The organism is Pseudomonas putida (genome assembly GCF_050990305.1).
In the GTDB taxonomy this organism is placed as follows: domain Bacteria; phylum Pseudomonadota; class Gammaproteobacteria; order Pseudomonadales; family Pseudomonadaceae; genus Aquipseudomonas; species Aquipseudomonas putida_AH.
This window is the reverse complement of record NZ_CP158817.1, coordinates 4,392,372-4,414,781: the sequence shown is the minus strand read 5'-3', so window position 1 is coordinate 4,414,781 and position 22,410 is coordinate 4,392,372. Positions and strand designations below refer to the sequence as shown.

Genomic DNA, 22,410 nt, shown 5'->3' with positions numbered 1-22,410 from the left:
AGCCTGCGGCAGCTCCTACATCCGGGATGGCGTACATCACCTTCCCGGCAATGGCTACCGCCGCACGGGTTCCGCACGTGACTCTGTAGGAGCGAGGCTTGCCCGCGAAGAGGCCAGTAAGTTCGACATCGGAGCTGGCCTGACACACCGCCTTCGCGGGCAAGCCTCGCTCCTACGGTGATACGTTTTAGACTTTCAATACCTTCCCGCCAATGGCGACCGCCAGCAGCAACACCGCCATCAACCCAAAGGCAAAACTCAAACTGCTGCCATGGGCGATAAACCCGATCACCGCCGGCCCGGCGAGAATGCCGGCATAACCCAGCGTGGTAATGGCCGGTACGGCGATGCTTTCGGGCATGACCGTCTGCTTACCCACGGCGGTGTACAGCACCGGCACGATGTTCGAGCAACCGGCGCCCAGCAGGGCATAGCCCACCAGCGCCGCTTCCCAACTCGGGGCGAAAGTCGCCAGAAACAGTCCGAGCGCAGCCGTGGTCCCACCGAAGACAATCACTCGCGTCGCGCCAAGACGCCGCACGATCGAGTCCCCAGTCAAACGACCCACGGTCATGGTCAGCGCAAACGCCGCGTAACCCAACCCGGCATAAGCCTTATCGATCCCACGCTCCTGCGCCAGGAACACCGCGCTCCAATCCAGCGCTGCGCCTTCGGCGAGGAACACGATGAAGCACATCCCGCCGATGAACAGCACGATGCCATGGGGCACGGCGAACGCCGGTCCCGAACTTTCACTGCCATAAGGCAGCAAGTGGGGCGCTGCTTTGGCCAGTGCGACCAGCAGCAGAACGATCACCACCGCCATCGCCCCCAGCGGAGAAAGCCCAAGGCCGAGCATGCCACTGACACCGGCTGCGCCGACGATCCCACCGAGGCTGAACATGCCGTGAAAACCCGACATCATGTTTTTGCCGCTGGCTCGCTCAACGATCACCGCTTGCAGGTTCACCGTCGAATCCACCGTCCCCAGGCCCGCACCAAACACAAACAACGCGGCGATCAACGCCGGGATCGAAGACACCGTGGCCAGTAGCGGCAACGCGAGACAAATCAGCAAGGTCCCGCCGGTCGCCACCTTGCGACAACCGAAGCGCGTGGCCAGCAGCCCGGCCATGGGCATCGCCAGGATCGAGCCCACCCCCAGGCACAACAGCAACAGGCCGAGCATGCCTTCATCCAGCCCGGCCCGGACCTTGGCATACGGCACCAACGGCGCCCACGCGGCAATGCCGAACCCGGCGATGAAAAAGGCGATGCGCGTGGACATCTGTTCCAGGCGCCCAGGAACGAACGAGGTCTGGGTGTTGAGGTTGGTCATATCGATCCTTGGCAAAAACGTCGCGTCTCCAAGGGACAGTGATCCACCGGCGTGGGTTCGATCACTGTCCTTGCGGTTTTGCGTTCCAGAAAGCTGACATCCTTGCACAGCCGGAAGGTGTTTCGCGATATGTTGAGCCATACCCATCATTCCAGCAGGGAGGGCGCCATGGCGCGGATGTACGATGCACGGGGCAATATTTACATAGTTGTGGCGCCAGAAGACTTGCGCCGCGAGGGCATTGCCTTGCCCGATCAGGCCAACGATGCCGCGCAAGACCGCGAAGCATGGTCGTTGGCAGCCATCGAAGCCTGTTGTTCCTGGGCTCCCGGCACGCAACCGCCCGGCAGCAAGGAGCATCGCAGCGATGGTTTGCTGGTCGGTCCGTTCCAGGCGTCGCCGCCCTTCGATCTGTTGATCGTCAACACCGACGGCACCCTGGCCGAGCGCAGCGGCAACGGCCTGACGATTTTCTCCCAGGCGCTCAGCGATCTGGGGCTTTTGCCGAGGGATGAGGCCTGTGTGCTCAGGGTTCATCACGACAAGGCTGATGTGATTTCACCGGGGGAAACATCGGTGAAAACGGCGCAGGTCGAAGGTGTGAACGGGTTCTGGCTGGACCTGGGCCGCCCCGGGTTCGGGCCGTCGGCGGTCAGTGCCTTTGGCGTTGAAGCGGTGGTGATGAACGGTTGCGAAGTCAGCCATGTGCAGCCGTTGGCGGCGCTCAACGCAGCATGGTCGCGCAGTCAGTTTGTGCGGGTGGGAAATCCGCATTGCGTGACGTTGGTGGATAGCGCGGATGATTTGCCGAGCAATGAACAGATGCGTGAACCGGTGCTAGGCGAAGGACTGACGCGTATCGCTTACGCCATGCCGGCGGGGGCCGGGCGGCCGTGTCCGGCGGGGATCAACTTGCAATGGGCGATGCATGCGTCCGCGCAACGGGTGATTGCGCGGGTGTTCGAGCGCGGCGAAGGGCCGACGGCCTCTTCGGGCACCAGCGCCACGGCGGTGGCCTGTGCGGCGTGGCGGGTGGGTTGGGTGAGTGCCGGGGAAGTGAAGGTGGAAATGCCGGGTGGCACGGCGCCGATTTTGCTGGAAGAAGAGCGGGGGGAATTGGGGCGGGTGAGCCTGTTTGGTACGGCGCGGTGGGTGGGGTGAATTCAAGATTGCCTTCGCGGGCAAGCCTCGCTCCTACAAAGGTCACGCGACACCCGTAGGAGCGAGGCTTGCCCGCGAAGGCGTCAGCCCAATCAATACGCGTTTCAGATCAGACCACTGAACTCCACCACCGGCATCGTCCGCTTCATCAGCACTTTGCCGCCGCGAACCGAATACAGCGGTAAGCCCTGGCTGCGAATCACCTCGTAATCGCTCGACGCCGAGAGGATCAACAAATTCGCCGGCCGTCCCGCTTCGAGGCCATAGCGATCACCCAAAGCCAGGGCCTTGGCACTGTTGTCGGTGACCAGGTTCAGTGCGCTTTGCAGGTTGCGGTAACCCAGCATGTGGCAGATGTGCAGGCCTGCCTCGAGGACCCGCAGGATGTTGCCGTTACCCAGCGGATACCAGGGGTCGACGATCGAGTCCTGGCCGAAACACACGTTCATGCCGGCTTCGAGCAACTCGTTGACCCGGGTCACGCCCCGGCGTTTCGGGAAGTTATCGAAACGCCCTTGCAGGTGAATGCTTTCGGTGGGGCAGGAGACGAAACTGATGCCCGAATGCCCGAGCAGGCGAAACAGTTTGGCGCAGTAGGCGTTGTCGTAAGAACCCATGGCCGTGGTGTGGCTGGCGGTGACCCGTGAGCCCATGTCTCGACTGCGGGCCTCTTCGGCCAGCACTTCGAGAAAGCGCGAATGTGGGTCGTCGGTTTCATCGCAATGCACGTCCACCAGGCAACCGGTGCGCTCGGCCAGGTCCATCAGAAACTTCACCGAGCTGACGCCCTGATCGCGGGTGTACTCGAAATGCGGAATGCCGCCGACCACATCGGCGCCCATGTGGATCGCTTCCTCCATCAGGTCCCGACCGTTGCGGTACGACTCGATGCCTTCCTGGGGAAAGGCGACAATTTGCAGGTCGATCAGGTGACGGCTTTCCTCGCGCACTTCGAGCATCGCCTTCAAGGCGGTCAGTTGCGGGTCGGTGACGTCGACATGGGTGCGCACATGCTGGATGCCGTGGGCGGCGAGGCTCTGAATGGTTTTCTTCGCCCTGTTTTTGGTGTCTTCCTGGGTAATGGTGACCTTGCGCTCGCCCCAGCATTCGATGCCTTCGAACAGCGTGCCACTCATGTTCCAGCGCGGCTCACCGGCGGTCAGGGTGGCGTCGAGGTGGATGTGCGGCTCGACAAAGGGCGGCACCACCAGGTTGCCGCCGGCGTCCAGGTCATCGGGCCCCAGGGTCGGAGCCTCGGTCTGCCGGGCGATGCTGCTGATCAGGCCGTTTTCCAGGTACAACTCATGCAGGCCTTCCTGATTGCGCAACCGGGCGTTGATGATGTGCATCGGGAGGGTCCTTTTCAGAATGTGTAGGCGATACCTCTACGTTAGCTTGGCCGCCGTAGTCCTTGCCAGTACGTAATTCAAATGTAGGAGCGAGCCTGCTCGCGATGGCGGTGGGTCAGCCAAAGACATTGTTGAATGTGATGCCGTCATCGCGAGCAGGCTCGCTCCCACAGGGGATTTGGTTTATTCAGGGGGATTTGTGCAGGGGTAGAAACCGCAGCAACGCGGCGACGATGGCTTCCGGCGCATCTTCTTGAACCAGATGACCGGCCTTGGCGATGGCATGGAATTGCGAGCCGGGAATCATCTGGTGCAAGGCGCGTCCGCGCTCGATGGGAATCCACTGATCCTCCGCGCCCCAGAGAATCTGCACTGGGCAGCGAATCGTCGGGTACAACCCCTCGGCCTCGCGGGTGTAGCGTTCGTCCATCTGCGCGATCTGCCGATAGAACGCTGCTTGCCCCGGATCACCCAGCCATGGCTGCACGTAGGGGGCAAGTTCAGCGTCCGGGATGTCTCGATGGATCGCGCCGCGAATATAGGTGGGCACGATGGCTCGCTGGATGTAGTCGGGCAGGCCGCTGAAGGCGGCTTCGTGCTGACGCACATGCTGCACGAACGGTGAGCCCCAGGGCGTCAGCGCCACCGGATCGATCAGCGTCAGGCTGCGGTAGTTCCTGCCGTTGAGCAGGTGGGCACGCAGGGCCGTGGCGCCACCAAAGTCATGGGCTACCACATCAGGTTGATCCAGCCCCCAGTGATCCAGAAGCTGTGCCAGCAGTTGATTCTGGACCCCGAGTGAGACGTCGCCGTCAACTTTCTCCGACTGCCCATAACCCAGCAGATCGAAGTAATGCACCCGGTGCGTGGTGATGAAGTGCGGTGCGATCCGGTGCCAGACATAGGAAGAGAAGGGTGTGCCGTGCACGAACACCAACGGTGGACCGTCACCTCGTACCGCATAGCGAACTTCGTTACCGTTGAAGCGATAGGTCTGAGCCAGCGGCCAGTCAGCCATGGGCGTGTCCTTTTGGCGATGGAAGCCAAAAAGCATAGGCATAAAAAAACAGCCCATGAAGGCTGTTCTCTATTCCCCGACAAAACGCAGTTCCCCTGTAGGAGCGAGCATGCTCGCGATGGCGGCATCACATCCAACATCTATTTGACAGTCTCACCGCTATCGCGAGCATGCTCGCTCCTACAGGGGGCGTGTTTTATTCGCCGCGATAGATGCAACCGCTGGTGCAAGTCTCGTGGATGCGAATCGCGCTGAGTTCCGGCAGCAATGGCTTCATCTCGTTCCAGATGAATTTGGCCAGCACTTCACTGGTCGGGTTCTCAAGGCCGGGAATGTCGTTCAGGTAGTTGTGGTCCAGGCGTTCATACAGCGGCTTGAAGATCGCCTTGATCTCCGAGAAGTCGCGGATCCAGCCGGTATGCGGATCAAGCTCGCCACTGAGGTGAATCGCCACTTTGAACGAGTGGCCGTGCAGGCGCCCGCACTTGTGACCTTCCGGGACGTGGGGCAGGCGGTGGGCGGATTCGAAGGTGAACTCTTTGAAAATTTCCACAGTTTTTAAGCTCTGTTCAGATGGCAATGCGGGCAGGCGGCGAGTTTACCAGTTTGTCCTGACTAAAGGGTCAGCAAGCGTTCGCCGAGGCGACCGTTGGCGGCCAGTTCGAGAAACTCATCGCCCAGCCGGCGGCTCTCATCGATCGTTGCGCGCCAGTATTTCTGCCGGCTCGGGGCGTCGCCCATGAAGCGCTTGAAGTCGTTGCGGTCCGGCAGCTTGCCGTAGGGCAGGCGCGCCAGGTATTCCTTTGACGGTGCCAGCAACAGCACGTTTTGCAAGCGCGTCGGGCAGGCGCGGCGCCAGGGCAGGGTTTTGTCGAACCAGCCGGGAATCACCCGGTCGGTGAAGTGCGGATACAGCACGATGTCGTTGCCGCTGTAGGGCAGGTCGAGGTGATAGTCCAGCAGACCACCGTCGCGGAACGTCCCGGCACCCGCTCCCGGCAAGTCGCGCACGCCTTCCATCACCATGGGGATCGACCCCGAGGCGAGCAGGGCCTGGCGCAGATTGCCGGCGTGGAGCGGGACGAAGCGCGACGGGAAGTCATTCAACGCATTGACCGGCGGGGCCAGGCGCGGGTCGTGGATGATCAGCCGCTCGAAGTGCCGCGACAGCCTGGCACGACCGCGCAGGTTGTCGGCGATCACCGACGACAGGCCCAGGCCCAAGCGACCGCGATGGTCGTCCGCCAGCAAGCCGTGGCTTCTGACCACCATGATGTTCAGGCGGTAGTGGGCGTTGTCCAGGAGCATGGCATCGCGGCCGTCGAGCAAATCGTCGAGCATTTGCCGCGAGCTTTGGCTGATCTGTGCCATGGTCACGCCCTTGGCGAAGTTCTGCCCGGTGTAGAGCTGGCCGAGCCGGCGGATGCCTTCGGCGGCGTCCGGCAGGCAAGCGCTGGCGAAACGCCAGGAACCCACCGACGCGCCAATCAGCGAGCGCTCCCGTGGCGCCGACGGCAGCCACTCACCGAACAACGCCAAATCCAGCCCCTGGATTCCAAGCGCCTTCGGCCCACCCGCAGCGCCCGGCAGCGTACCGACATCGGCGGCGCTCAGGCCTTGCTCACGAATACGCGCAAAGGCACGCGAACCGGCCTTGAGGGTCAGGGAAGGGAATTTGATGTGGATGGCGGTCATTACGGTCTCGGCTTCTGGCAAGCGGGGAATTGTAAACGCATACCTCCCTGTAGGAGCTGCCGCAGGCTGCGATCTTTTGATTTCGTTTTTAAGGGCAAGATCAAAAGATCGCAGCCTGCGGCAGCTCCTACAAGGAATTCGCTTCAATGATGGCCATTCAGTTTCAATTAAGTTGATGTCGCTATGGTGGCCCCGTAGGCAACACCTAAAAATACGGAGACACCCCATGAAATTCCTGACTGCCCTGTCCATCGCGTCCCTCATCGGCCTGACCGCCAGCCTCGCCCATGCACGGGATCTGGGGCCGGATGAAGCCTTGCGACTGCGTGACGCTGGTACCATTGTGTCTTTTGAAAAACTCAATGCCACGGCACTGGCCAAACATCCCGGCGCAACGGTGACTGAAACCGAGCTGAAAGAAGAGTACGGCAAGTACATCTATCAGATCGAACTGCGCGATCCGCAGGGCCTGGAGTGGGATCTGGAATTAGACGCGGTCAGTGGGCAGGTACTCAAGGATCATCAGGATTCGTAATGACGTTGCTTTCTTTTAAACATCGACGCGTCAGTAGCCGGTTGGCGCTGGCGCTTCTGGCTGTTTGTTCAGTGGCGATGGCACGTGACCTTGACCAGGACGAAGCCCTGCGCCTGCGCCAGCAAGGGGTCATCCTGCCGCTCGAACAATTGCTGCAGCAGGCGCTGGCCCTCTATCCGGGCGCCAAACTGCTAGAGGCTGAGCTTGAAGAGAAGGACGACGTCTACATTTATGAAGTCGAGTTGCTGACCGCGCAAGGCGTGGTTCGCGAGCTCGACCTCGATGCCGCCACCGGCCGTTTACTCAAAGACAAGGAAGATTGATCGATGCGTTTGCTCCTGGTGGAAGATCACGTGCCTCTGGTGGACGAACTGAAGACCGGTCTCAATCGCCAGGGTTACGCCGTGGATTGGCTGGCCGACGGGCGCGACGCGGTGTACCAGGGCAGCACCGAACCCTATGACCTGATCATTCTCGACCTCGGCCTGCCGGGGTTGCCGGGGCTTGAAGTGCTGGCGCAGTGGCGAGCGGCCGGGCTGGCCACGCCGGTGCTGATCCTCACTGCCCGCGATTCCTGGGCCGAGCGTATCGAGGGGCTCAAGGCCGGAGCCGACGATTACCTGACCAAGCCGTTTCATCCCGAAGAACTGTACCTGCGCGTCCAGGCATTGCTGCGCCGCTCCCACGGCCAGGTCAATCAACCGACGCTCAAGTCCGCCGGATTGCATCTGGATGAAGGGCGCCAATGCGTGACCCGCGACGGCGCCGACATTCAACTGACTGCCGCCGAGTTCCGCCTGCTGCGTTACTTCATGCTGCACCCACAGCAAATCCTCTCCAAAAGCCACCTGGCCGAACACCTCTACGACGGCGAAACCGAGCGCGACTCCAACGTGCTGGAAGTCCACGTCAATCACCTGCGTCGCAAGCTCGGGCGCAGCGTGATCGAAACCCGTCGCGGCCAGGGTTACTTGTTCGGCGGGCAAGCGCAGTGAGGTCGATCCAGCGCCGCTTGAGCCTGGGCCTGATTAGCGTGATGGTGGTCGTCGGCCTGGTGCTGGCACAAACCAGCCTGTGGCTGTTCGAAATCGGCTTGCAGCGCTACCTCGAAGCGGGGCTGCGCAACGACAGCGAGAACCTGCTGGTGGCGCTGGTACGTGGCCCGCAGGGCTTGCAGCTGGATGAGCGGCACCTGGCGCCGGCCTATCAACGACCGTTTTCCGGTCATTATTTCCGCATCGATTTTGCCGACAGTCATTGGCGTTCCCGCTCGTTATGGGATCAGGAGCTGCCGCCGCTCGATCATCCCGGCCTGCACAGCAACCTGCAATTGGGGCCTGAGGGTCAGCAGTTGCTGGTGTTGCGTTCAGACTATCGCCGGCTGGGCCAATCGATTTCCATTAGCGTGGCGCAGGATTACACGCCGGTGCGCGAGAGCTTCCAACGCATGCGGCAGGTCGGTCTGGGGCTGGGCCTGGCGGGCTTGTTGCTGATTCTGCTGTTGCAACGGGTCACCGTGCGGCGTGCTTTACGTCCCCTGGAAAAGGCCCGCGAACAGATCGCGCAATTGCAAAAGGGCCAGCGCTCGCAACTCGATGACGAGGTGCCGGTGGAGCTGGAACCGCTGGTGGCGCAAATCAACCATTTGCTGGCCCACACCGAAGACAGCCTTAAGCGCTCGCGCAATGCCTTGGGCAATCTCGGCCATGCGTTGAAAACCCCCTTGGCGGTGTTGCTGAGCCTGACCGAGAGCGAACAGCTCGACGCACACCCGCATTTGCGCCAGATCCTCAAGGCGCAACTGGAGCAGGTCCAGCAGCGGCTCAACCGCGAACTCAACCGTGCCCGGCTGGCGGGCGACGCACTGCCTGGCGCCTTGTTTGACTGCGACGCCGAACTGCCAGGGTTGCTGGCGACCTTGAACATGATCCATGGCGAACATCTGGACCTGAGCTATCGAGCGCCGACCGGCCTGCAATTGCCGTGGGATCGCGAAGACTTGCTGGAGTTGCTTGGCAACCTGTTGGACAACGCCTGCAAATGGGCGGATGCCGAAGTGCGTTTGAGCGTGATCGAGTCCGCGCAAGGGTATGAGCTGAGCGTGGAAGATGACGGACCGGGCATTCCCGAAGACCAGCGCCACCTGGTCCTCAGTCGCGGCACCCGGCTGGATGAGCAGACCGATGGGCATGGACTGGGCCTGGGTATCGTGCGCGACATCGTCGACAGCTGGGGCGGGGTTTTGCAGTTGCAGGAAAGCGAGTGGGGTGGGTTGAAGGTGGTGATCGAATTGCCCAAAAGGTCAGGTTGAACACGGAACTTGTGGGAGCGGGACCTGTGGCGAGGGGATTTATCCCCGTTGGACTGCGCAGCAGTCCCATTTTTTGGGGTCGCTTCGCAACCCAACGGGGATAAATCCCCTCGCCACAAAGCCCGCTCCCACAGGGATTTCATAGGGCCCAGAGATTCAGGTGTGATGAATCTCCCGATCCTTGGTTTCCGGCATGAAGAAAATCCCCAGCACCGCGGTCATCAACGCGATGACAATCGGGTACCACAGCCCGTAATAGATATCCCCCGTGGCCGCGACCATGGCAAAAGCCACGGTTGGCAGGAAGCCGCCGAACCAGCCGTTGCCGATGTGGTAGGGCAGCGACATCGAGGTGTAGCGGATGCGCGCCGGGAACAGCTCCACCAACCAGGCGGCGATCGGGCCGTAGACCATGGTCACGTAGATCACCAGGATCGTCAGGAGCAGCAGCACCATCGGGTAGTTGGACTTGGCCGGGTCGGCTTTCTCGGGGTAGCCGGCCTCCTTGAGGGCGGTGGCGAGCGACGCAGTGAACGCGTCGTTCTGGGTCTTGAAGTCGGCGGCCGGCATACCGGTGCCTTCGAAGCTGGTGAGCACTTTCTCGCCGATGCGCACCTGCGCCACGGTGCCCGGCTCGGCCTTCACGTTTACATAGGGGATGGCGCGCTTGGCCAGCACGGTCTTGGCCAGGTCACAGGAACTGGTGAATTTGGCCTTGCCCACCGGGTCGAACTGGAACGAACACTGACCGGGATCGGCGATCACCGTGACCGGGTTTTTCTCCTGCGCGGCAAACACGTCGGGGTTACCGTACTGGGTCAGCGCATGAAAGATCGGGAAGTAGGTCAGCGCCGCCAGGATGCAGCCGGCCATGATGATGCCCTTGCGCCCGATGCGGTCGGACAGGCTGCCGAAGATGACGAAGAACGGCGTGCCGATCAGCAGCGAACCGGCGATCAGCAGGTTGGCAGTCTGCGGGTCAATCTTCAGCGTCTGCAACAGGAAGAACAGCGCGTAGAACTGCCCGGTGTACCAGACCACGGCTTGGCCGGCGGTGCCGCCAAGCAGGGCCATGATGACGATCTTGAGGTTTTCCCAACGGGCGAAGGATTCGGTCAGCGGTGCCTTGGACGCCTTGCCTTCGGCCTTCATTTTCATGAACACCGGCGACTCGCTCAGTTGCAGGCGGATGTACACCGAGACAATCAGCAGCAGAATCGACAGCAGGAAGGGGATCCGCCAGCCCCAGGCTTCGAAGGCCTCGGTGCCCAGCGCGGTGCGACAGGCGAGGATCACCAGCAGCGACAGAAACAGGCCCAGGGTCGCGGTGGTTTGAATCCACGAGGTGAAATAACCGCGTTTGCCCTTCGGTGCATGTTCGGCCACGTAGGTCGCAGCGCCACCGTATTCCCCCCCCAGGGCCAGGCCTTGCAACAGGCGCAGGGTGATCAGGATGATGGGCGCCGCCACGCCGATGGTGGCATAGCCGGGGAGAAAACCCACCACTGCCGTGGAGACACCCATGATCACGATGGTGATCAGGAAGGTGTGCTTGCGCCCGATCATGTCGCCCAGTCGGCCGAACACGATGGCGCCGAAAGGCCGCACGGCAAAACCGGCGGCAAAGGCCAGGAGGGCGAAGATGAAGGAGGTGGTTTCGTTGACGCCGGCGAAGAAGTGTTTGGCGATGATCGCGGCAAGGGAGCCGTAGAGGTAGAAGTCGTACCATTCGAACACGGTGCCCAGGGACGAGGCGAAAATGACCTTGCGCTCCTCCTTGGTGATCCCGCGGTTGGGCGCGCTGCCCGTGGTGGTGTTGTCGATTGCCGCCATGAGTTTTCTCCGTTGTTCTTGTTTTAGGCCGGAGCACCTTCAGTGTTTATTGCCGCACCCTGGCCCTGGGGCTGATGTCATCGAGCACGAACTGACGGCCTCACATCGCTGCAAGGTTTCTAGAAGCATAATCGGCTTTACGTGGATATCCACTCGCCATCATGGCGGGGGGAATGCGGGGGATTATGGGGGGGCGCTATCTGTAGGAGCGAAGCTTGCTCGCGATGGTGTGTCAGCTGCGGTGATGTCGCCTGACACACCATCGCGAGCAAGCTTCGCTCCTACAAGGATGGGTGTCAGGCGGCAGGATTGGGGCTACACGCGAAACTGGTCCATCAGGCTCTGTTGTTGGTTGGCCAGGCTATTGAGCGACTGGCTCACCCGCGCCGATTCATTGGCCTGTCCCGACAGCGATTCGGTGACGTCGCGAATGGTCGCCACGTTGTTGTTGATCTCCTCGGCCACCGCGCTTTGTTCTTCGGCGGCACTGGCGATCTGCAGGTTCATGTCGCTGATCACAGTCACCGCCTCGCCGATCTGCCGCAGGGCCGTCACGGCCTGACCGACTTGCTCGACACTGCCCTGGGCCTGGCGATGGCTGTTGCCCATCGACCCCACCACATCCTGGGTGCCGCTTTGCAGTTGTTCGATCACCAGACGGGTTTCTTCCACCGACTCCTGGGTGCGTCGTGCCAGGTTGCGCACTTCATCGGCCACCACGGCAAAGCCGCGTCCGGCCTCACCGGCACGGGCTGCTTCGATGGCGGCGTTGAGCGCCAGCAGGTTGGTCTGTTCGGCGATGGCGCGGATCACTTCCAGCACCGAACCGATCTTCTCGCTGTTGGCGGCCAGGCCTTCGACCTGGACCATGGCCGCGCTCATGTCGGCGGCCAGATGGTCGATGCTGGTGGTGGTGCGATCGATCACGGTCAGGCCCTGGCGGGTCGCCTGATCGGCATCCCGTGCCGCTTGTGCCGCTTGGGCGGCGCTGCGGGCGACGTCCTGGGCGGTGGCGCTCATTTCGTGGGAGGCGGTGGCGACCTGATCCACCTGGCGGTACTGCTGCTCCATACCGGCGCTGGTCTGGGTGGCGATGGCGGAAGACTGGTCGGCGGTGCTACGCGCGTCCTGCACCGAGCGTTTGACCTCGGCGATGATCGGTTGCAGCTTGTCGAGGAAGCGATTGAACCAGCCGGCCAACTGGCCCAGTTCATCCTGTTTGTCGTAGGCCAGGCGTCGGGTCAGGTCACCTTCGCCGCTGGCGATGTCTTCGAGCATGTGCGCTACGCCGAGGATCGGCTTGGTCACACTGCGGGCCATCAGCCACACCAACAACAAGCCGATCAACGCGGCCAGTACGCCCAGGCCCAGTTCGGTCAGAGAGCCGGCGGTGTTGCTGTCATCCAGTTGCTTTTTCAACGCTTCGGCAGGGCCGACCAGCACTTTTTCAGGCACGTCGAGCAACACGCCCCAGGATTTTCCACCGGGAATCGGTTGGAACGGTGCCAGCACCTTCAGTTGCTGATCGCTGTGCAAGCTGGTGGTCTTGCTGGCGGCAGCAAGCATGCGCATCAACTCGGCACCGGAAGTCTTGTCCACGGCTTCCAGGCGCTGGCTGAGTTTGCTCGCGTCCGAGCTGTAACCGGCGAGCAGGCCGGCGGGGCTGACGATGCTGACGCTGGTCTGGCCGTCATAGAGTTTCTTGCTGGCGCTCTGGCTGAGTGCTTGCAGGCTGTTGAGGTTGATGTCCACCGACAGCGACGCGATGACCTTGCCGTTGACCATCAGCGGGAAAACGATGCTGGTCATCAGCACGTTCTGGCCGTCGATCACATAGAAGTACGGCTCGATTACGCAGGGCTTGAGCGTGGCGCGCGGGCAGGTGAACCAGGCATTGGCCGCTTCACCGCTGGGGCCGGTGCTGGTGTCGGCGATGTCTTTTTCCGGCAGTGGCATGGCGGTCAGCTTGCCGGGCGTCGGTTGTGACCAGTACAGGGCAAAGCGGCCCTTTTCGTTACTGCCAACGTCGCTCTGACCGGCGAACAACTCGTCCTTGCCGTCCAGTGCGTTGGGTTCGAACACCAGGGACAGGCCGAGCAATTGCGGATTGGCTTGCAGCGCCGACTTGACCTGGCGGGTCAGGTCTTCGCGCAGGTCGAAGGCATCGAGAAAACGCTTTTCAGCCTGATCACGCAGAAACAGCACCTGCCGGGAAAAGCCATGGCCGTATTGATAGGCATCCATGAACTGCTGGCGAATGTTCAGCGCCTGGTTCTCGCCTTGGGACTCGATCCGCGCCTGGGCCGCTTCGTTCAGCATCTCCATGCTCGAGGCTTTCACAAGCGCAGAGCTGTGCTCCATGCGATACAGCGAAAGCCCCACCAGCAGGGTCACGATGCCCGCCAGGCAAAGTCCGGCCAGCAGGGTGATTTTCCATTGGATGGAAAGTTGTCTGAGCGACATGGAGACGTCCTTATTCGATAAGTATCTGAGACTTTGCACTGTAACGGCCGGGATTTGGATTTCTTAAGGCTCTGTAGGAGCCGGCTTGCTGGCGATCGCGGCAGGTCAGGCTCTGCATTGTTCAATGGACGGGCATCATCGCCAGCAAGCCGGCTCCTACAGTGGGCACACGCAGTTACATGTCCGCAAGGCCGAGGTTCTTTGACACCGGCCCCACTCTGCGGCACAGTGCGCGCCCTCTAATAAAACCCATTCTTCTTCAATCCGCTGGCGTCTCTCCTAGACTGCCGGACGGAGTCTTTCCGTTTGTCTCGAGGTAATGAAATGAATGCAGTGATTGCCGCGGTCGGCATCATGCTGATCCTCAGCCTGTCCCGTGTGCACGTGGTCATCGCGCTGATCGTCGGTGCACTGGTGGGCGGCCTGACCGGTGGCCTGGGTATCGAAGCGACGCTCAAAGCCTTTAACAGCGGCCTGGGCGGCGGGGCGACGGTGGCGTTGTCTTACGCGTTGCTCGGCGCTTTTGCCGTGGCGATTGCCAAATCCGGCCTGGCTCACGCCTTGGCTGACAAAGCCCTGGCGATGGTCGATCGTCAGCACGCCACCGGTGGGGGGCAGGTCAAGTGGCTGCTGATCGGCCTGCTCTGGGTGGTGGCCATCGCTTCGCAGAACATCTTGCCGATACATATCGCCTTCATTCCCTTGCTGGTGCCGCCGCTTTTATATGTGCTGACCAAGCTGCAACTGGACCGTCGGTTGATTGCCTGCGTTATCACTTTCGGTCTGATCACCCCGTACATGTTCCTGCCGGTGGGCTTCGGCAACATCTTCCTCAATGAAATCCTGCTGGCCAACGTCGCCCGCAGTGGCGTAGACATCAGCGGCATCAACGTCACCCACGCCATGGGCATCCCGGCGCTGGGCATGCTGGTCGGGCTTGGGGTGGCGTTTATCAGCTATCGCAAGAAGCGCGTCTACAACCTGGAAAAGATCGAGCAGGTCGAACAGGTGGCGGTTCAATACAACCCGTTGAGCCTGATGGTGGCGGGCCTGGCCATCGCGGCGGCGTTCATTATCCAGTTACTGCTCGATTCGATGATCATCGGCGCGCTGGCCGGTTTCCTGATCTTTTCGCTGTCGGGCATCGTCAAGTGGCGTGACACCGATGACCTGTTCACCGAAGGCATGAAGATGATGGCGATGATCGGCTTCATCATGATCGCCGCCTCCGGGTTCGGCGAAGTGATCAAGGCCACCGGGGAAGTGCAGACACTGGTCGAAGCGTCCGCCTCGTGGATCGACCACAGTAAAGCGGTTGGCGCGCTGATGATGTTGCTGGTGGGGCTGCTGGTGACCATGGGCATCGGTTCGTCGTTTTCCACGGTGCCGATCCTGGCGGTGATCTTCGTGCCGTTGTGCGTGCAACTGGGCTTCAGCCCGCTCGCCATCGTGAGCATCGTCGGCACCGCCGGTGCGTTGGGTGACGCCGGTTCACCCGCGTCGGACTCCACCCTCGGCCCGACCTCCGGCCTGAACATCGACGGCCAGCATCACCACATCTGGGACACCGTGGTGCCGACATTTTTGCACTACAACCTGCCGTTGCTGGCGTTTGGCTGGATTGCCGCGATGGTCCTCTAACCCCTTACCCCTGTAGGAGCAAAGCTTGCTCGCGATAGCGATGTACCAGTCAACATCAATGTTGGATGTGCGTACGTCATCGCGAGCAAGCTTTGCTCCTACAGGGGGCGTGTGACCTCAACTTTTGATCTGGCGTGCCGTTAAAGCCTTTAACCACGCCAATAAAACCAAAAGAGTGAACGTCATGCGCATGAGCCTGAAGGCCAAAGTCCTGTCCCTTGCCGTCCTCCCGGTGCTGCTCTTTGCGCTGGTCATCAGCCTGACCACATTGTTCATTCTGCAAGGGCAAGCCCGGCATGAAGTCGAGCAAACCCGTGAGCGCCTGCTCAGCGATGCCAAAGCCACTTTGCAAAGTTACGTGGCCGTGGCCATGACCACGATCAAGCCGTTGTACGACGCTGCCGCCCAAGGCGATAACGCCGCGCGCGCCCAGGCGATCAAGTTGCTGTCGAACATCAAGTACGGCAAGGAAGGCTACTTCTTTGGCTACGACTCCGAGACCGTGCGCCTGTTCAAGGCCAATGACCCAGAGGGCGTGGGCAAGAGCTTCAAGGACAATCGCGACCCGAACGGCGTCTACGTCAACCGCGATCTGGTGAAGGTCGCCAAGGACGGGACCCACTACCTGCAATACAGCTCGCCGTTGCCGGGCAATGCGCAGGTGCTGGTGCCGAAACTCGGCTACACCGAATACCTGGCGAAATGGGACATGGCGGTGGGTACCTCGGTCAATCTGGACGGCATCGAGGCGCAAGTGGCCGTGGTCGAAGCCAAGGTCCAGGAGCGCATGCAAGGCATGGTGCTGAGCATCGTCGGCGTGGCCGTGGTGGTGCTGTTGCTGATCGCGGCGGCCGGGATGTTGTTGGCCAATACCATTCTGCGTCCGCTGAACCTGATGAAAGCCAACCTCGACGACATCGCGGCGGGCGAGGGCGACCTGACCCGTCGCCTGACCATCACCAGCCAGGATGAACTGGGCGAGCTGGCCGCCTCGTTCAACCGGTTCGTCGACAAGATCCACGGCCTGGTGCGCCAGATCAGCGAAATGACCACCCAACTGACCGGGTTGGTGAATCAGGTCTCCGATCAGGCCCAGCGTTCGGACCAGGCCATGGAGCGTCAGCGCCACGAGACCGATCAGGTGGCCACGGCGATCAATGAAATGTCTGCCGCCGCCCAGGAAGTGGCCAAAAGTGCGCAAAACGCCGCGGTGGCTGCGCAGCAGACCGACGAAGAAGGCCAGGCCGCCAAGCGCGTGGTGGCCGGCAGTATCGTGAAGATCCATGCACTGGTGGACGACATCCGCAGCAGCGGCGTGTCTTTGGACAGCCTGCAAAAAGACGTGTCGTCGATTGTCAGCGTGCTCGGGGTGATCCGCTCAATTGCCGAGCAGACCAACCTGCTGGCGCTCAACGCGGCCATCGAAGCGGCCCGCGCCGGTGAGGCCGGGCGTGGTTTTGCGGTGGTGGCCGATGAAGTGCGGGCACTGGCCAGCCGCACACAGATCAGCACCCAGGAAATCCAGGGCATGATCGACCGCTTGCAGGCCGGCACCCAGTCGGCGGTGGAAGCCATGCGCCGTTCCAGCGAGGCCGGTGACGGCACCTCGGCCCAGGCCAACGAGGCGGGCGCTTCGCTCGACACCATGGCGCAGCTGATCGCCACCATCAATTCGATGAACGCCCAGATCGCCAGTGCCGCCGAAGAACAGACCGCGGTGGCCGAAGAGATCAACCGCAGCGTGCATCAGATTGCGGTGGCGGTGGACAACGTGGCCGATGAGACCCAGTTGGGCGCGCAAACCTCCAGAAGCCTGGCGGACCTTGGGCAGCGCCTGGGCGGATTGGTGGGGCAATTCCGGATCTAAGCCGCCCCTGTAGGAGCAAAGCTTGCTCGCGATGGCGGCGTGTCAGACACAGATGATGGCGCCTGACACACCGCCATCGCGAGCAAGCTTTGCTCCTACAGATACGGTGTGGGTATCACTGCCTATCCCAGTAAGGCACCTCGCCAAAACACTCCATAAAGAAATCAATCACCGTGCGCACCTTCACCGACAGGCGCCGGCTTCCCGGCCAGAGCACGGTGATCTGCTGCGGTTCGAAGCTGTTGGACACCTGATAATTGCCCAGCACCGGCACCAGCGTGCCGTTGCGCACCGATTCGCCAATCAGCCAAGACGGAAACATCACTAGCCCCAGGCCTTGTTCGGCGGCCTGGGTCAGGGTGTCGGCGTGGTTGCCGGTGATCGGGCCTTTCACCGAATACGGACTCCACGGCTGCTGACCCTGGCGAAAGTACCAGCGTTGCAAGCCGGTCACGCCCTTGTAGGCCAGGCAATCATGGGCCGCCAGGTCATCGGGGTGCTGCGGTGTGCCACGCCGCTCAAGGTAGGCAGGGCTCGCCGCCACCTGAAAACGGTGGGGCGCGAGGATGCGCGCCTGCATGCTGGAATCGGGCAGTGGACCAATGCGGAACAACAGGTCCGCGCCTTCCTGCAACGGGTCGATGTAGCTGTCGGTCTGCTGGATATCCAGTTGCAGCTTCGGGTAACGCGCACAGAGGCGCCCCAGCCAGGGTGTCAGGTGCCGTTGGCCGAACACCACCGGCGCGTTGATGCGCACTAGGCCGCTGGGTTCGCTTTGTTGTTCCTGCAAGGCCTGTTCGGCTTCCTCCAGTTGCACCAGCACCAACCGCGCATGGTGGCCGAGCATGCGCCCGGCTTCGGTGGGGGTAACGGCGCGTGTATGGCGGTAGAGCAATTGCTGGCCCAAGGCCTGTTCCATCAATTGGATCTGCCGCGAGATGGAAGAGGGCGCCAGACCTTCGCGGCGGGCGACTTCGGAAAAGCTGCCGTGGTCGAGCACCGCGACAAACAGGCGAAGCGCCTTGAATCCCAGTTCGTTGAGGCCGTGCATGGTGAGTCCTGTTGTGCGAGTTACGCAAAAGTGTTGTCAGGATGCTCCCATTTATCGCAAAGCATCGCCACCGGATAATGCCCCCCACAAACCTTGTAGGAGCAGAGCTTGCTCGCGATGGCGGTGTATCAGACACAAACGATGGGGCCTGACACACCGCCTTCGCGAGCAAGCTCTGCTCCTACAAGGGGAGTGTGTTTTTCATCTGATGACGGGTAGGTTTTCCCTATGCAATCTTCTTCAATCGATATCGCGATAACACCCACGACGAAACCGGGACTGCGGCTATTGCTGCTGCCTCTGGTGATCCTGGCGGGCATGGGCCTTTCCGTGGAGGCCGGTCTGCTCGGGCCGTTGGGTGTGCAGGTCGGGCACCTGTGGGCAACCTTGAGCATTTTCGGTGTCGGCTCGGCGATTCTGTTTCTGCTGTTGCTGTTCAGCGGCCCGCAACAAGGCCCGGCCCTGAGCGAGTTACCGCGCTGGCAGTTGATTGGCGGGTTTCTGGGGCCGATTTATGTGGTGGTGCTGACACTGGCCACGCCGCACATCGGCATTGCCATGACCATGATCGCGATCCTCTCGGGGCAGGTCGGTAAAAGCGTGCTGATCGACCATTTCGGCTGGTTCGGCGCGACCCGTAAGAAGGTCAACGCTGAACGCTGGCTGGCCTTGCTGCTGATCGTCGCGGCACTTGTTCTGATTGCTCGGGGGTAAGGATGAACCTGATTATTTTGTTGGCCGTGGTCGTGGTGGCCGGAGCGGTGTTGAGTGTGCAGGCGGCAATCAATGGACGCCTGGGGGAAACGGTCGGTGTGCTGCGCAGCAGTTTGCTGACCTTTGTGGTGGGCGCGGTGAGCACGGGGTTGCTGATTCTATTTTTTGAACCGGCCCACGCGGTGACCCTGCTGGACGTGCCGAAGTGGCAACTCGGCGGGGCACTGTTTGGTGTCGTCTACATGATGGTCATGGTCGGCGCGGTGCCACGGGTGGGAACCGCAGTGGCGACGGTCGCGGTCATCGTCGGGCAGTTGGGGATGGGGATGTTGATCGACAACTTTGGCTGGCTGGGCAATCCGGCGATCGAGTTATCGGGCAGCCGGATACTGGCGATGGTGCTGCTGGGGGTGGCGCTGGTGTTCATGTACCGCAGCAGTCGGGCCTGACACCGCTCTGTGTAGGAGCTGCCGCAGGCTGCGATCTTTTGATTTTGCTTTCTAAAAAACAAGATCAAAAGATCGCAGCCTGCGGCAGCTCCTACACTGGTTAAACGGGTTGTTTGTTCTGCCCTCGACGACCACTGCAAAAGGAGTCAGCGTCATGAGCGATGACCGCAAATGTGACTGTCCAAAATGCAACTGCAAGCTTGGCGAGCATCCGATCGTGCGTCACGGCAAACACTATTGCTGTGAAGCCTGCGCCAAGCACCATGAGCACGGTGAAGAGTGTGTCCATGAAGGCTGCAAGTGCGCCCACTGACCCGGCTTGAACCTTGTAGGCGCTGCCGAAGGCTGCGATCTTTTGATCTGCCTTTGAAAGATCGCAGCCTCGTTGCACTCGACAGCTCCTACGGGGCAGCGTCAGGCGTCAGTTCGCGGGTCGCCATTTGACGTTTTCGACGCCGAATTTCTCGGCCATCGGCTTACTGGTTTTCTGCACCTTTTCCCGGCCAAAACGCGGAATGCGGCCCACCCCCGCATCGCAACTCGCCCAGTGCCAGGCTTCGGCGTTGTCCATTTTGTCCAGGCGGATGATGAACGATTTGGGGACGCCATGAAGGGTGTACTCAATGACGAAGAGTTTTGCGTTGTTCATATGGCCCGTATTCCTCCCTGTTGTATCTAAACGGATCGCGGGCCGGACGGAAAATTCAGTCGGATTTTCAGTCGGGCGCACGCGCTGGCAGCCGGTTCGGCGTCTGGTTAACATAAAGCCTTCTTCCTACCCCAATGATCATTGACCATGGCCCTTGCCGCCCCTCCGGATCTGAGTGATACCGATGTGCCGGTGCAACCGCTGGCGCGAACCTATCCGCGTGGGTTGTTCATCGAGCCGCACGAGCATGTCTGGGGGCAGTTACTGTATGCCATGAGTGGCGTGATGTGGGTCGAGACGCCCCATGAGGCGTTGGTGGTGCCGCCGCAACGGGCGGTGTGGCTACCGCCGGGCGTGCCCCACGGGATTCGCGTGGTGTCTGACCTGCAAATGCGCAATATCTACCTGCGACCGTCCCTGGCAGCAACGCTCGATGACAGCGTTCAGGTGATCGAGGTCGGCGGGCTGTTGCGCGAGTTGATCGTCAGTCTGGTGGAGCAGGGCGACGATGGTGCTCCTGAGTATTACGAGGCATTGGTGGGGCTGGCGCTGCTGGAGCTCAGGCGGGCCCGGCGTTCGTTGATGAAAATCCCCTTGCCGGACGATTCCGACCGGCGTCTGATGAACCTGTGTCAGGCGGTCATGGCCCAGCCATCGCTGGACATTCCCTTTGAGCAACACGCCGAAAGCGCCGGTGCCAGCGTGCGTACCCTGGCGCGGTTGTTCAAGGAAGGGTTGGGCATGGGGTTCGCCGAATGGCGGCGCCAGGTGCAACTGGCGACGGCGACCGCCGAGTTGATCCAGGGGATGCCGGTCAGCGCCATCGCGAGGGAATTGGGTTACTCACCTAGCAGCTTCAGCGACATGTTCCGTCGCGAACTGGGGGTCGCACCCTCGCAGTTCTGCGCGAACCAGAACCTGTAGGAGCGAGCATGCTCGCGATGGACTCAAGCACACCGCGTTAATTCAGGAAGCACGCGTTATCGTTCACGTCCATCGCGAGCATGCTCGCTCCTACAAGTTCCATGTATTGAGGGTGGTTTGGCCGAAATTCCGAAGCACTTGGCCGGTGTCCGCATTCACCGCTCACTAGACTGGCGGCATCTCTCAACGGCCCACGGAGCCTGCCATGAGCTACTTCATTTCCCTGGTGATCGGTCTGGGTGTCGGCCTGCTCTACGGCGCCCTGGATGTTCGTTCTCCCGCACCGCCGGCCATCGCTCTGATCGGCCTGCTCGGCATGTTGACCGGCGAAAAACTCTGGCCGATGGGCCGGCAGTTGGTCGCTGGCTGGCTCTCCTGAATCGCGCTTATTGACTCGATGGAAACCCTCATGAAAGCACTACAGTTCGACAAAACCGGCGATCTCTCGGCCCTGCGCTACGTCGAGGTGCCGACCCCGGTTCCCGGCGCCGATGAAGTGTTGGTGGAAATCAAGGCCGCCGGCCTCAACCCCAGCGATGTGAAGAACGTGCTGGGGCGCTTTCCCTACACCACATTGCCGCGCATTCCCGGTCGCGATTTTGCCGGCATCGTCGTCGAAGGCCCGCAAGCGTTGATCGGCCAGCAGGTTTGGGGCACTGGCCGTGAGCTGGGCTTTTTCGCCGACGGGTCCCATGCGCAGTTCGTCAAACTGCCGGCCAATGGCGTAGCGCTCAAGCCCACGCATCTGAGTTTTGCCCAAGCGGCCAGTCTTGGCGTGCCTTACACCACGGCCTGGGATGCACTGGAGCGCAGTCTGGTGACGGCGCAAACCCGTTTGCTGGTGATCGGCGGCGGGGCGGTAGGCAGTGCCGCTCTGGCCTTGGCGAAGGTGCGAGGCGCCCAGGTGCTGGCGGCGGCGCGCCGACCGGAGCAGGTCAAGGACTTGCAGGATCAGGGGTACCAGACCCTGCAACTGGACAAACCCGAGGATCTCGGCGCACAGGTAAACGCCGTTTTCAGTGGCGGCGCCGATGTGATTTTCGACACCACCGGTTTTTGGCTGCCGGCGTCCGTCGCAGCGCTGGCCACGTTCGGGCGCATCGCGATCATCGCTGCACCGGTGGATGGCATGGTGCAGTTGCCGGCCCTGGCGCTGTATCGCAAGGGCGGGTCGGTGGTGGGCATCAACTCGTTGCTGTATGGCGTGCAAGCCTGTGCGGCGATGCTTGACCAGTTCGGCCGGTTTTTCGATCAGGACCTGCTGCCGTTGCCTCAGGGATTGTTCGAATCGCCGTTGTCTGAGGGGTTGGAGCGCTATGCCGAGGTAAATCAGGGCAGTGGTGAAAAGGTCATCCTATTACCTTGACCCCCGACACCCCCTGTAGGAGCTGCCGCAGGCTGCGATCTTTTG

General features: G+C 61.5%; 21 protein-coding genes and 3 pseudogenes. 14 read left to right on the top strand and 10 right to left on the bottom strand.

All coding sequences use genetic code 11. The features are described 5' to 3' along the window. Nucleotides 1–187: 187 nt before the first annotated feature. The gene (locus ABTV22_RS19855; RefSeq protein WP_433736187.1) at nt 188–1,339 is read right to left on the bottom strand and encodes an MFS transporter; all 1,152 of its coding nucleotides are present in this window, start codon (nt 1,337–1,339) and stop codon (nt 188–190) included. Nucleotides 1,340–1,507: 168 nt separating this feature from the next. On the opposite strand from ABTV22_RS19855, the gene ABTV22_RS19850 reads away from it, so the two are divergent. Further along, nucleotides 1,508–2,500: a diaminopimelate epimerase gene (locus tag ABTV22_RS19850; RefSeq protein ID WP_433736186.1), complete on the top strand. Its 993-nt coding sequence runs from the start codon at nt 1,508–1,510 to the stop codon at nt 2,498–2,500. A 104-nt stretch (nt 2,501–2,604) separates the two neighbouring features. Here ABTV22_RS19850 and codA read toward each other — a convergent pair whose 3' ends face one another. From codA to ABTV22_RS19830, 4 genes are all read right to left on the bottom strand, one after another. Next, nucleotides 2,605–3,849 carry a cytosine deaminase gene (gene codA / locus ABTV22_RS19845; RefSeq protein WP_433736185.1) on the bottom strand — a complete coding sequence of 415 codons (1,245 nt, stop codon included), beginning with the start codon at nt 3,847–3,849 and terminating at the stop codon, nt 2,605–2,607. 187 nt (nt 3,850–4,036) lie between these two features. Further along, nucleotides 4,037–4,867 (bottom strand): alpha/beta fold hydrolase, encoded by an 831-nt coding sequence (locus ABTV22_RS19840; RefSeq protein WP_433736184.1) that lies wholly within the window; start codon nt 4,865–4,867, stop codon nt 4,037–4,039. A 196-nt stretch (nt 4,868–5,063) separates the two neighbouring features. Beyond that, the gene (gene queD, locus ABTV22_RS19835; RefSeq protein WP_433736183.1) at nt 5,064–5,420 is read right to left on the bottom strand and encodes a 6-carboxytetrahydropterin synthase QueD; all 357 of its coding nucleotides are present in this window, start codon (nt 5,418–5,420) and stop codon (nt 5,064–5,066) included. Between the two features lie 62 nt (nt 5,421–5,482). Beyond that, on the bottom strand, nt 5,483–6,562 hold the full coding sequence (locus ABTV22_RS19830) for a patatin-like phospholipase family protein (protein ID WP_433736182.1): 1,080 nt from the start codon (nt 6,560–6,562) through the stop codon (nt 5,483–5,485). 226 nt (nt 6,563–6,788) lie between these two features. Between ABTV22_RS19830 and ABTV22_RS19825 the strand changes: the two genes are divergently transcribed. The 4 genes from ABTV22_RS19825 (at nt 6,789) to ABTV22_RS19810 (ending at nt 9,408) form a co-directional block, all read left to right on the top strand. Continuing rightward, entirely contained in the window at nt 6,789–7,097 is a 309-nt protein-coding gene (locus tag ABTV22_RS19825) for a PepSY domain-containing protein (RefSeq protein WP_433736181.1), read from the top strand. A 77-nt stretch (nt 7,098–7,174) separates the two neighbouring features. Further along, nucleotides 7,175–7,420: a PepSY domain-containing protein gene (locus ABTV22_RS19820; RefSeq protein ID WP_433741457.1), complete on the top strand. Its 246-nt coding sequence runs from the start codon at nt 7,175–7,177 to the stop codon at nt 7,418–7,420. 3 nt (nt 7,421–7,423) lie between these two features. Beyond that, entirely contained in the window at nt 7,424–8,092 is a 669-nt protein-coding gene (locus ABTV22_RS19815) for a response regulator transcription factor (RefSeq protein ID WP_433736180.1), read from the top strand. Continuing rightward, nucleotides 8,089–9,408, top strand: coding sequence for a sensor histidine kinase (locus ABTV22_RS19810; protein WP_433736179.1), 1,320 nt, complete (start codon nt 8,089–8,091; stop codon nt 9,406–9,408). The genes ABTV22_RS19815 and ABTV22_RS19810 overlap by 4 nt, the downstream gene beginning before the upstream one ends. 156 nt (nt 9,409–9,564) lie before the next feature. Here the strand turns inward: ABTV22_RS19810 and ABTV22_RS19805 are convergent, their stop codons facing one another. The 3 genes and pseudogenes from ABTV22_RS19805 to ABTV22_RS19795 form a co-directional block, all read right to left on the bottom strand. Further along, nucleotides 9,565–11,241 (bottom strand): MFS transporter, encoded by a 1,677-nt coding sequence (locus ABTV22_RS19805; RefSeq protein ID WP_433736178.1) that lies wholly within the window; start codon nt 11,239–11,241, stop codon nt 9,565–9,567. Between the two features lie 315 nt (nt 11,242–11,556). Further along, nucleotides 11,557–12,072: pseudogene (locus tag ABTV22_RS19800) on the bottom strand (methyl-accepting chemotaxis protein); the annotation flags it as partial. A gap of 390 nt (nt 12,073–12,462) precedes the next feature. After that, nucleotides 12,463–13,485: pseudogene (locus ABTV22_RS19795) on the bottom strand (PDC sensor domain-containing protein); the annotation flags it as partial. A gap of 543 nt (nt 13,486–14,028) precedes the next feature. Here ABTV22_RS19795 and ABTV22_RS19790 point away from each other — a divergent pair. The 3 genes and pseudogenes from ABTV22_RS19790 (at nt 14,029) to ABTV22_RS19780 (ending at nt 17,212) form a co-directional block, all read left to right on the top strand. Next, complete coding sequence (locus ABTV22_RS19790) at nt 14,029–15,345, top strand: Na+/H+ antiporter family protein (protein WP_433736177.1); 1,317 nt, start codon at nt 14,029–14,031, stop codon at nt 15,343–15,345. 184 nt (nt 15,346–15,529) lie between these two features. Then, a pseudogene (locus ABTV22_RS19785) lies at nt 15,530–16,306 on the top strand (cache domain-containing protein); the annotation flags it as partial. Nucleotides 16,307–16,390: 84 nt separating this feature from the next. Further along, on the top strand, nt 16,391–17,212 hold the full coding sequence (locus tag ABTV22_RS19780) for a methyl-accepting chemotaxis protein (protein WP_433741455.1): 822 nt from the start codon (nt 16,391–16,393) through the stop codon (nt 17,210–17,212). 115 nt (nt 17,213–17,327) lie between these two features. On the opposite strand, the gene ABTV22_RS19775 is transcribed toward ABTV22_RS19780, so the two are convergent. After that, nucleotides 17,328–18,263, bottom strand: a complete 936-nt coding sequence (locus tag ABTV22_RS19775) for a LysR family transcriptional regulator (protein ID WP_433736176.1) — start codon at nt 18,261–18,263, stop codon at nt 17,328–17,330. A gap of 228 nt (nt 18,264–18,491) precedes the next feature. Between ABTV22_RS19775 and ABTV22_RS19770 the strand changes: the two genes are divergently transcribed. The 3 genes from ABTV22_RS19770 (at nt 18,492) to ABTV22_RS19760 (ending at nt 19,739) form a co-directional block, all read left to right on the top strand. After that, nucleotides 18,492–18,977 carry a DMT family transporter gene (locus ABTV22_RS19770; protein WP_433736175.1) on the top strand — a complete coding sequence of 162 codons (486 nt, stop codon included), beginning with the start codon at nt 18,492–18,494 and terminating at the stop codon, nt 18,975–18,977. A gap of 2 nt (nt 18,978–18,979) precedes the next feature. After that, on the top strand, nt 18,980–19,426 hold the full coding sequence (locus ABTV22_RS19765; protein WP_433736174.1) for a DMT family transporter: 447 nt from the start codon (nt 18,980–18,982) through the stop codon (nt 19,424–19,426). A 154-nt stretch (nt 19,427–19,580) separates the two neighbouring features. Next, complete coding sequence (locus ABTV22_RS19760; RefSeq protein ID WP_433736173.1) at nt 19,581–19,739, top strand: metallothionein; 159 nt, start codon at nt 19,581–19,583, stop codon at nt 19,737–19,739. Nucleotides 19,740–19,847: 108 nt separating this feature from the next. Here the strand turns inward: ABTV22_RS19760 and ABTV22_RS19755 are convergent, their stop codons facing one another. After that, entirely contained in the window at nt 19,848–20,075 is a 228-nt protein-coding gene (locus ABTV22_RS19755) for a DUF6555 family protein (RefSeq protein WP_047527456.1), read from the bottom strand. A 147-nt stretch (nt 20,076–20,222) separates the two neighbouring features. Here ABTV22_RS19755 and ABTV22_RS19750 point away from each other — a divergent pair, with 147 nt between their 5' ends. The 3 genes from ABTV22_RS19750 (at nt 20,223) to ABTV22_RS19740 (ending at nt 22,365) form a co-directional block, all read left to right on the top strand. Continuing rightward, entirely contained in the window at nt 20,223–20,999 is a 777-nt protein-coding gene (locus ABTV22_RS19750; protein ID WP_433736172.1) for an AraC family transcriptional regulator, read from the top strand. A gap of 205 nt (nt 21,000–21,204) precedes the next feature. Continuing rightward, nucleotides 21,205–21,378, top strand: coding sequence for a DUF1427 family protein (locus ABTV22_RS19745; protein ID WP_433736171.1), 174 nt, complete (start codon nt 21,205–21,207; stop codon nt 21,376–21,378). 30 nt (nt 21,379–21,408) lie between these two features. Then, nucleotides 21,409–22,365 carry a quinone oxidoreductase family protein gene (locus ABTV22_RS19740; RefSeq protein WP_433736170.1) on the top strand — a complete coding sequence of 319 codons (957 nt, stop codon included), beginning with the start codon at nt 21,409–21,411 and terminating at the stop codon, nt 22,363–22,365. Nucleotides 22,366–22,410 lie beyond the last annotated feature (45 nt).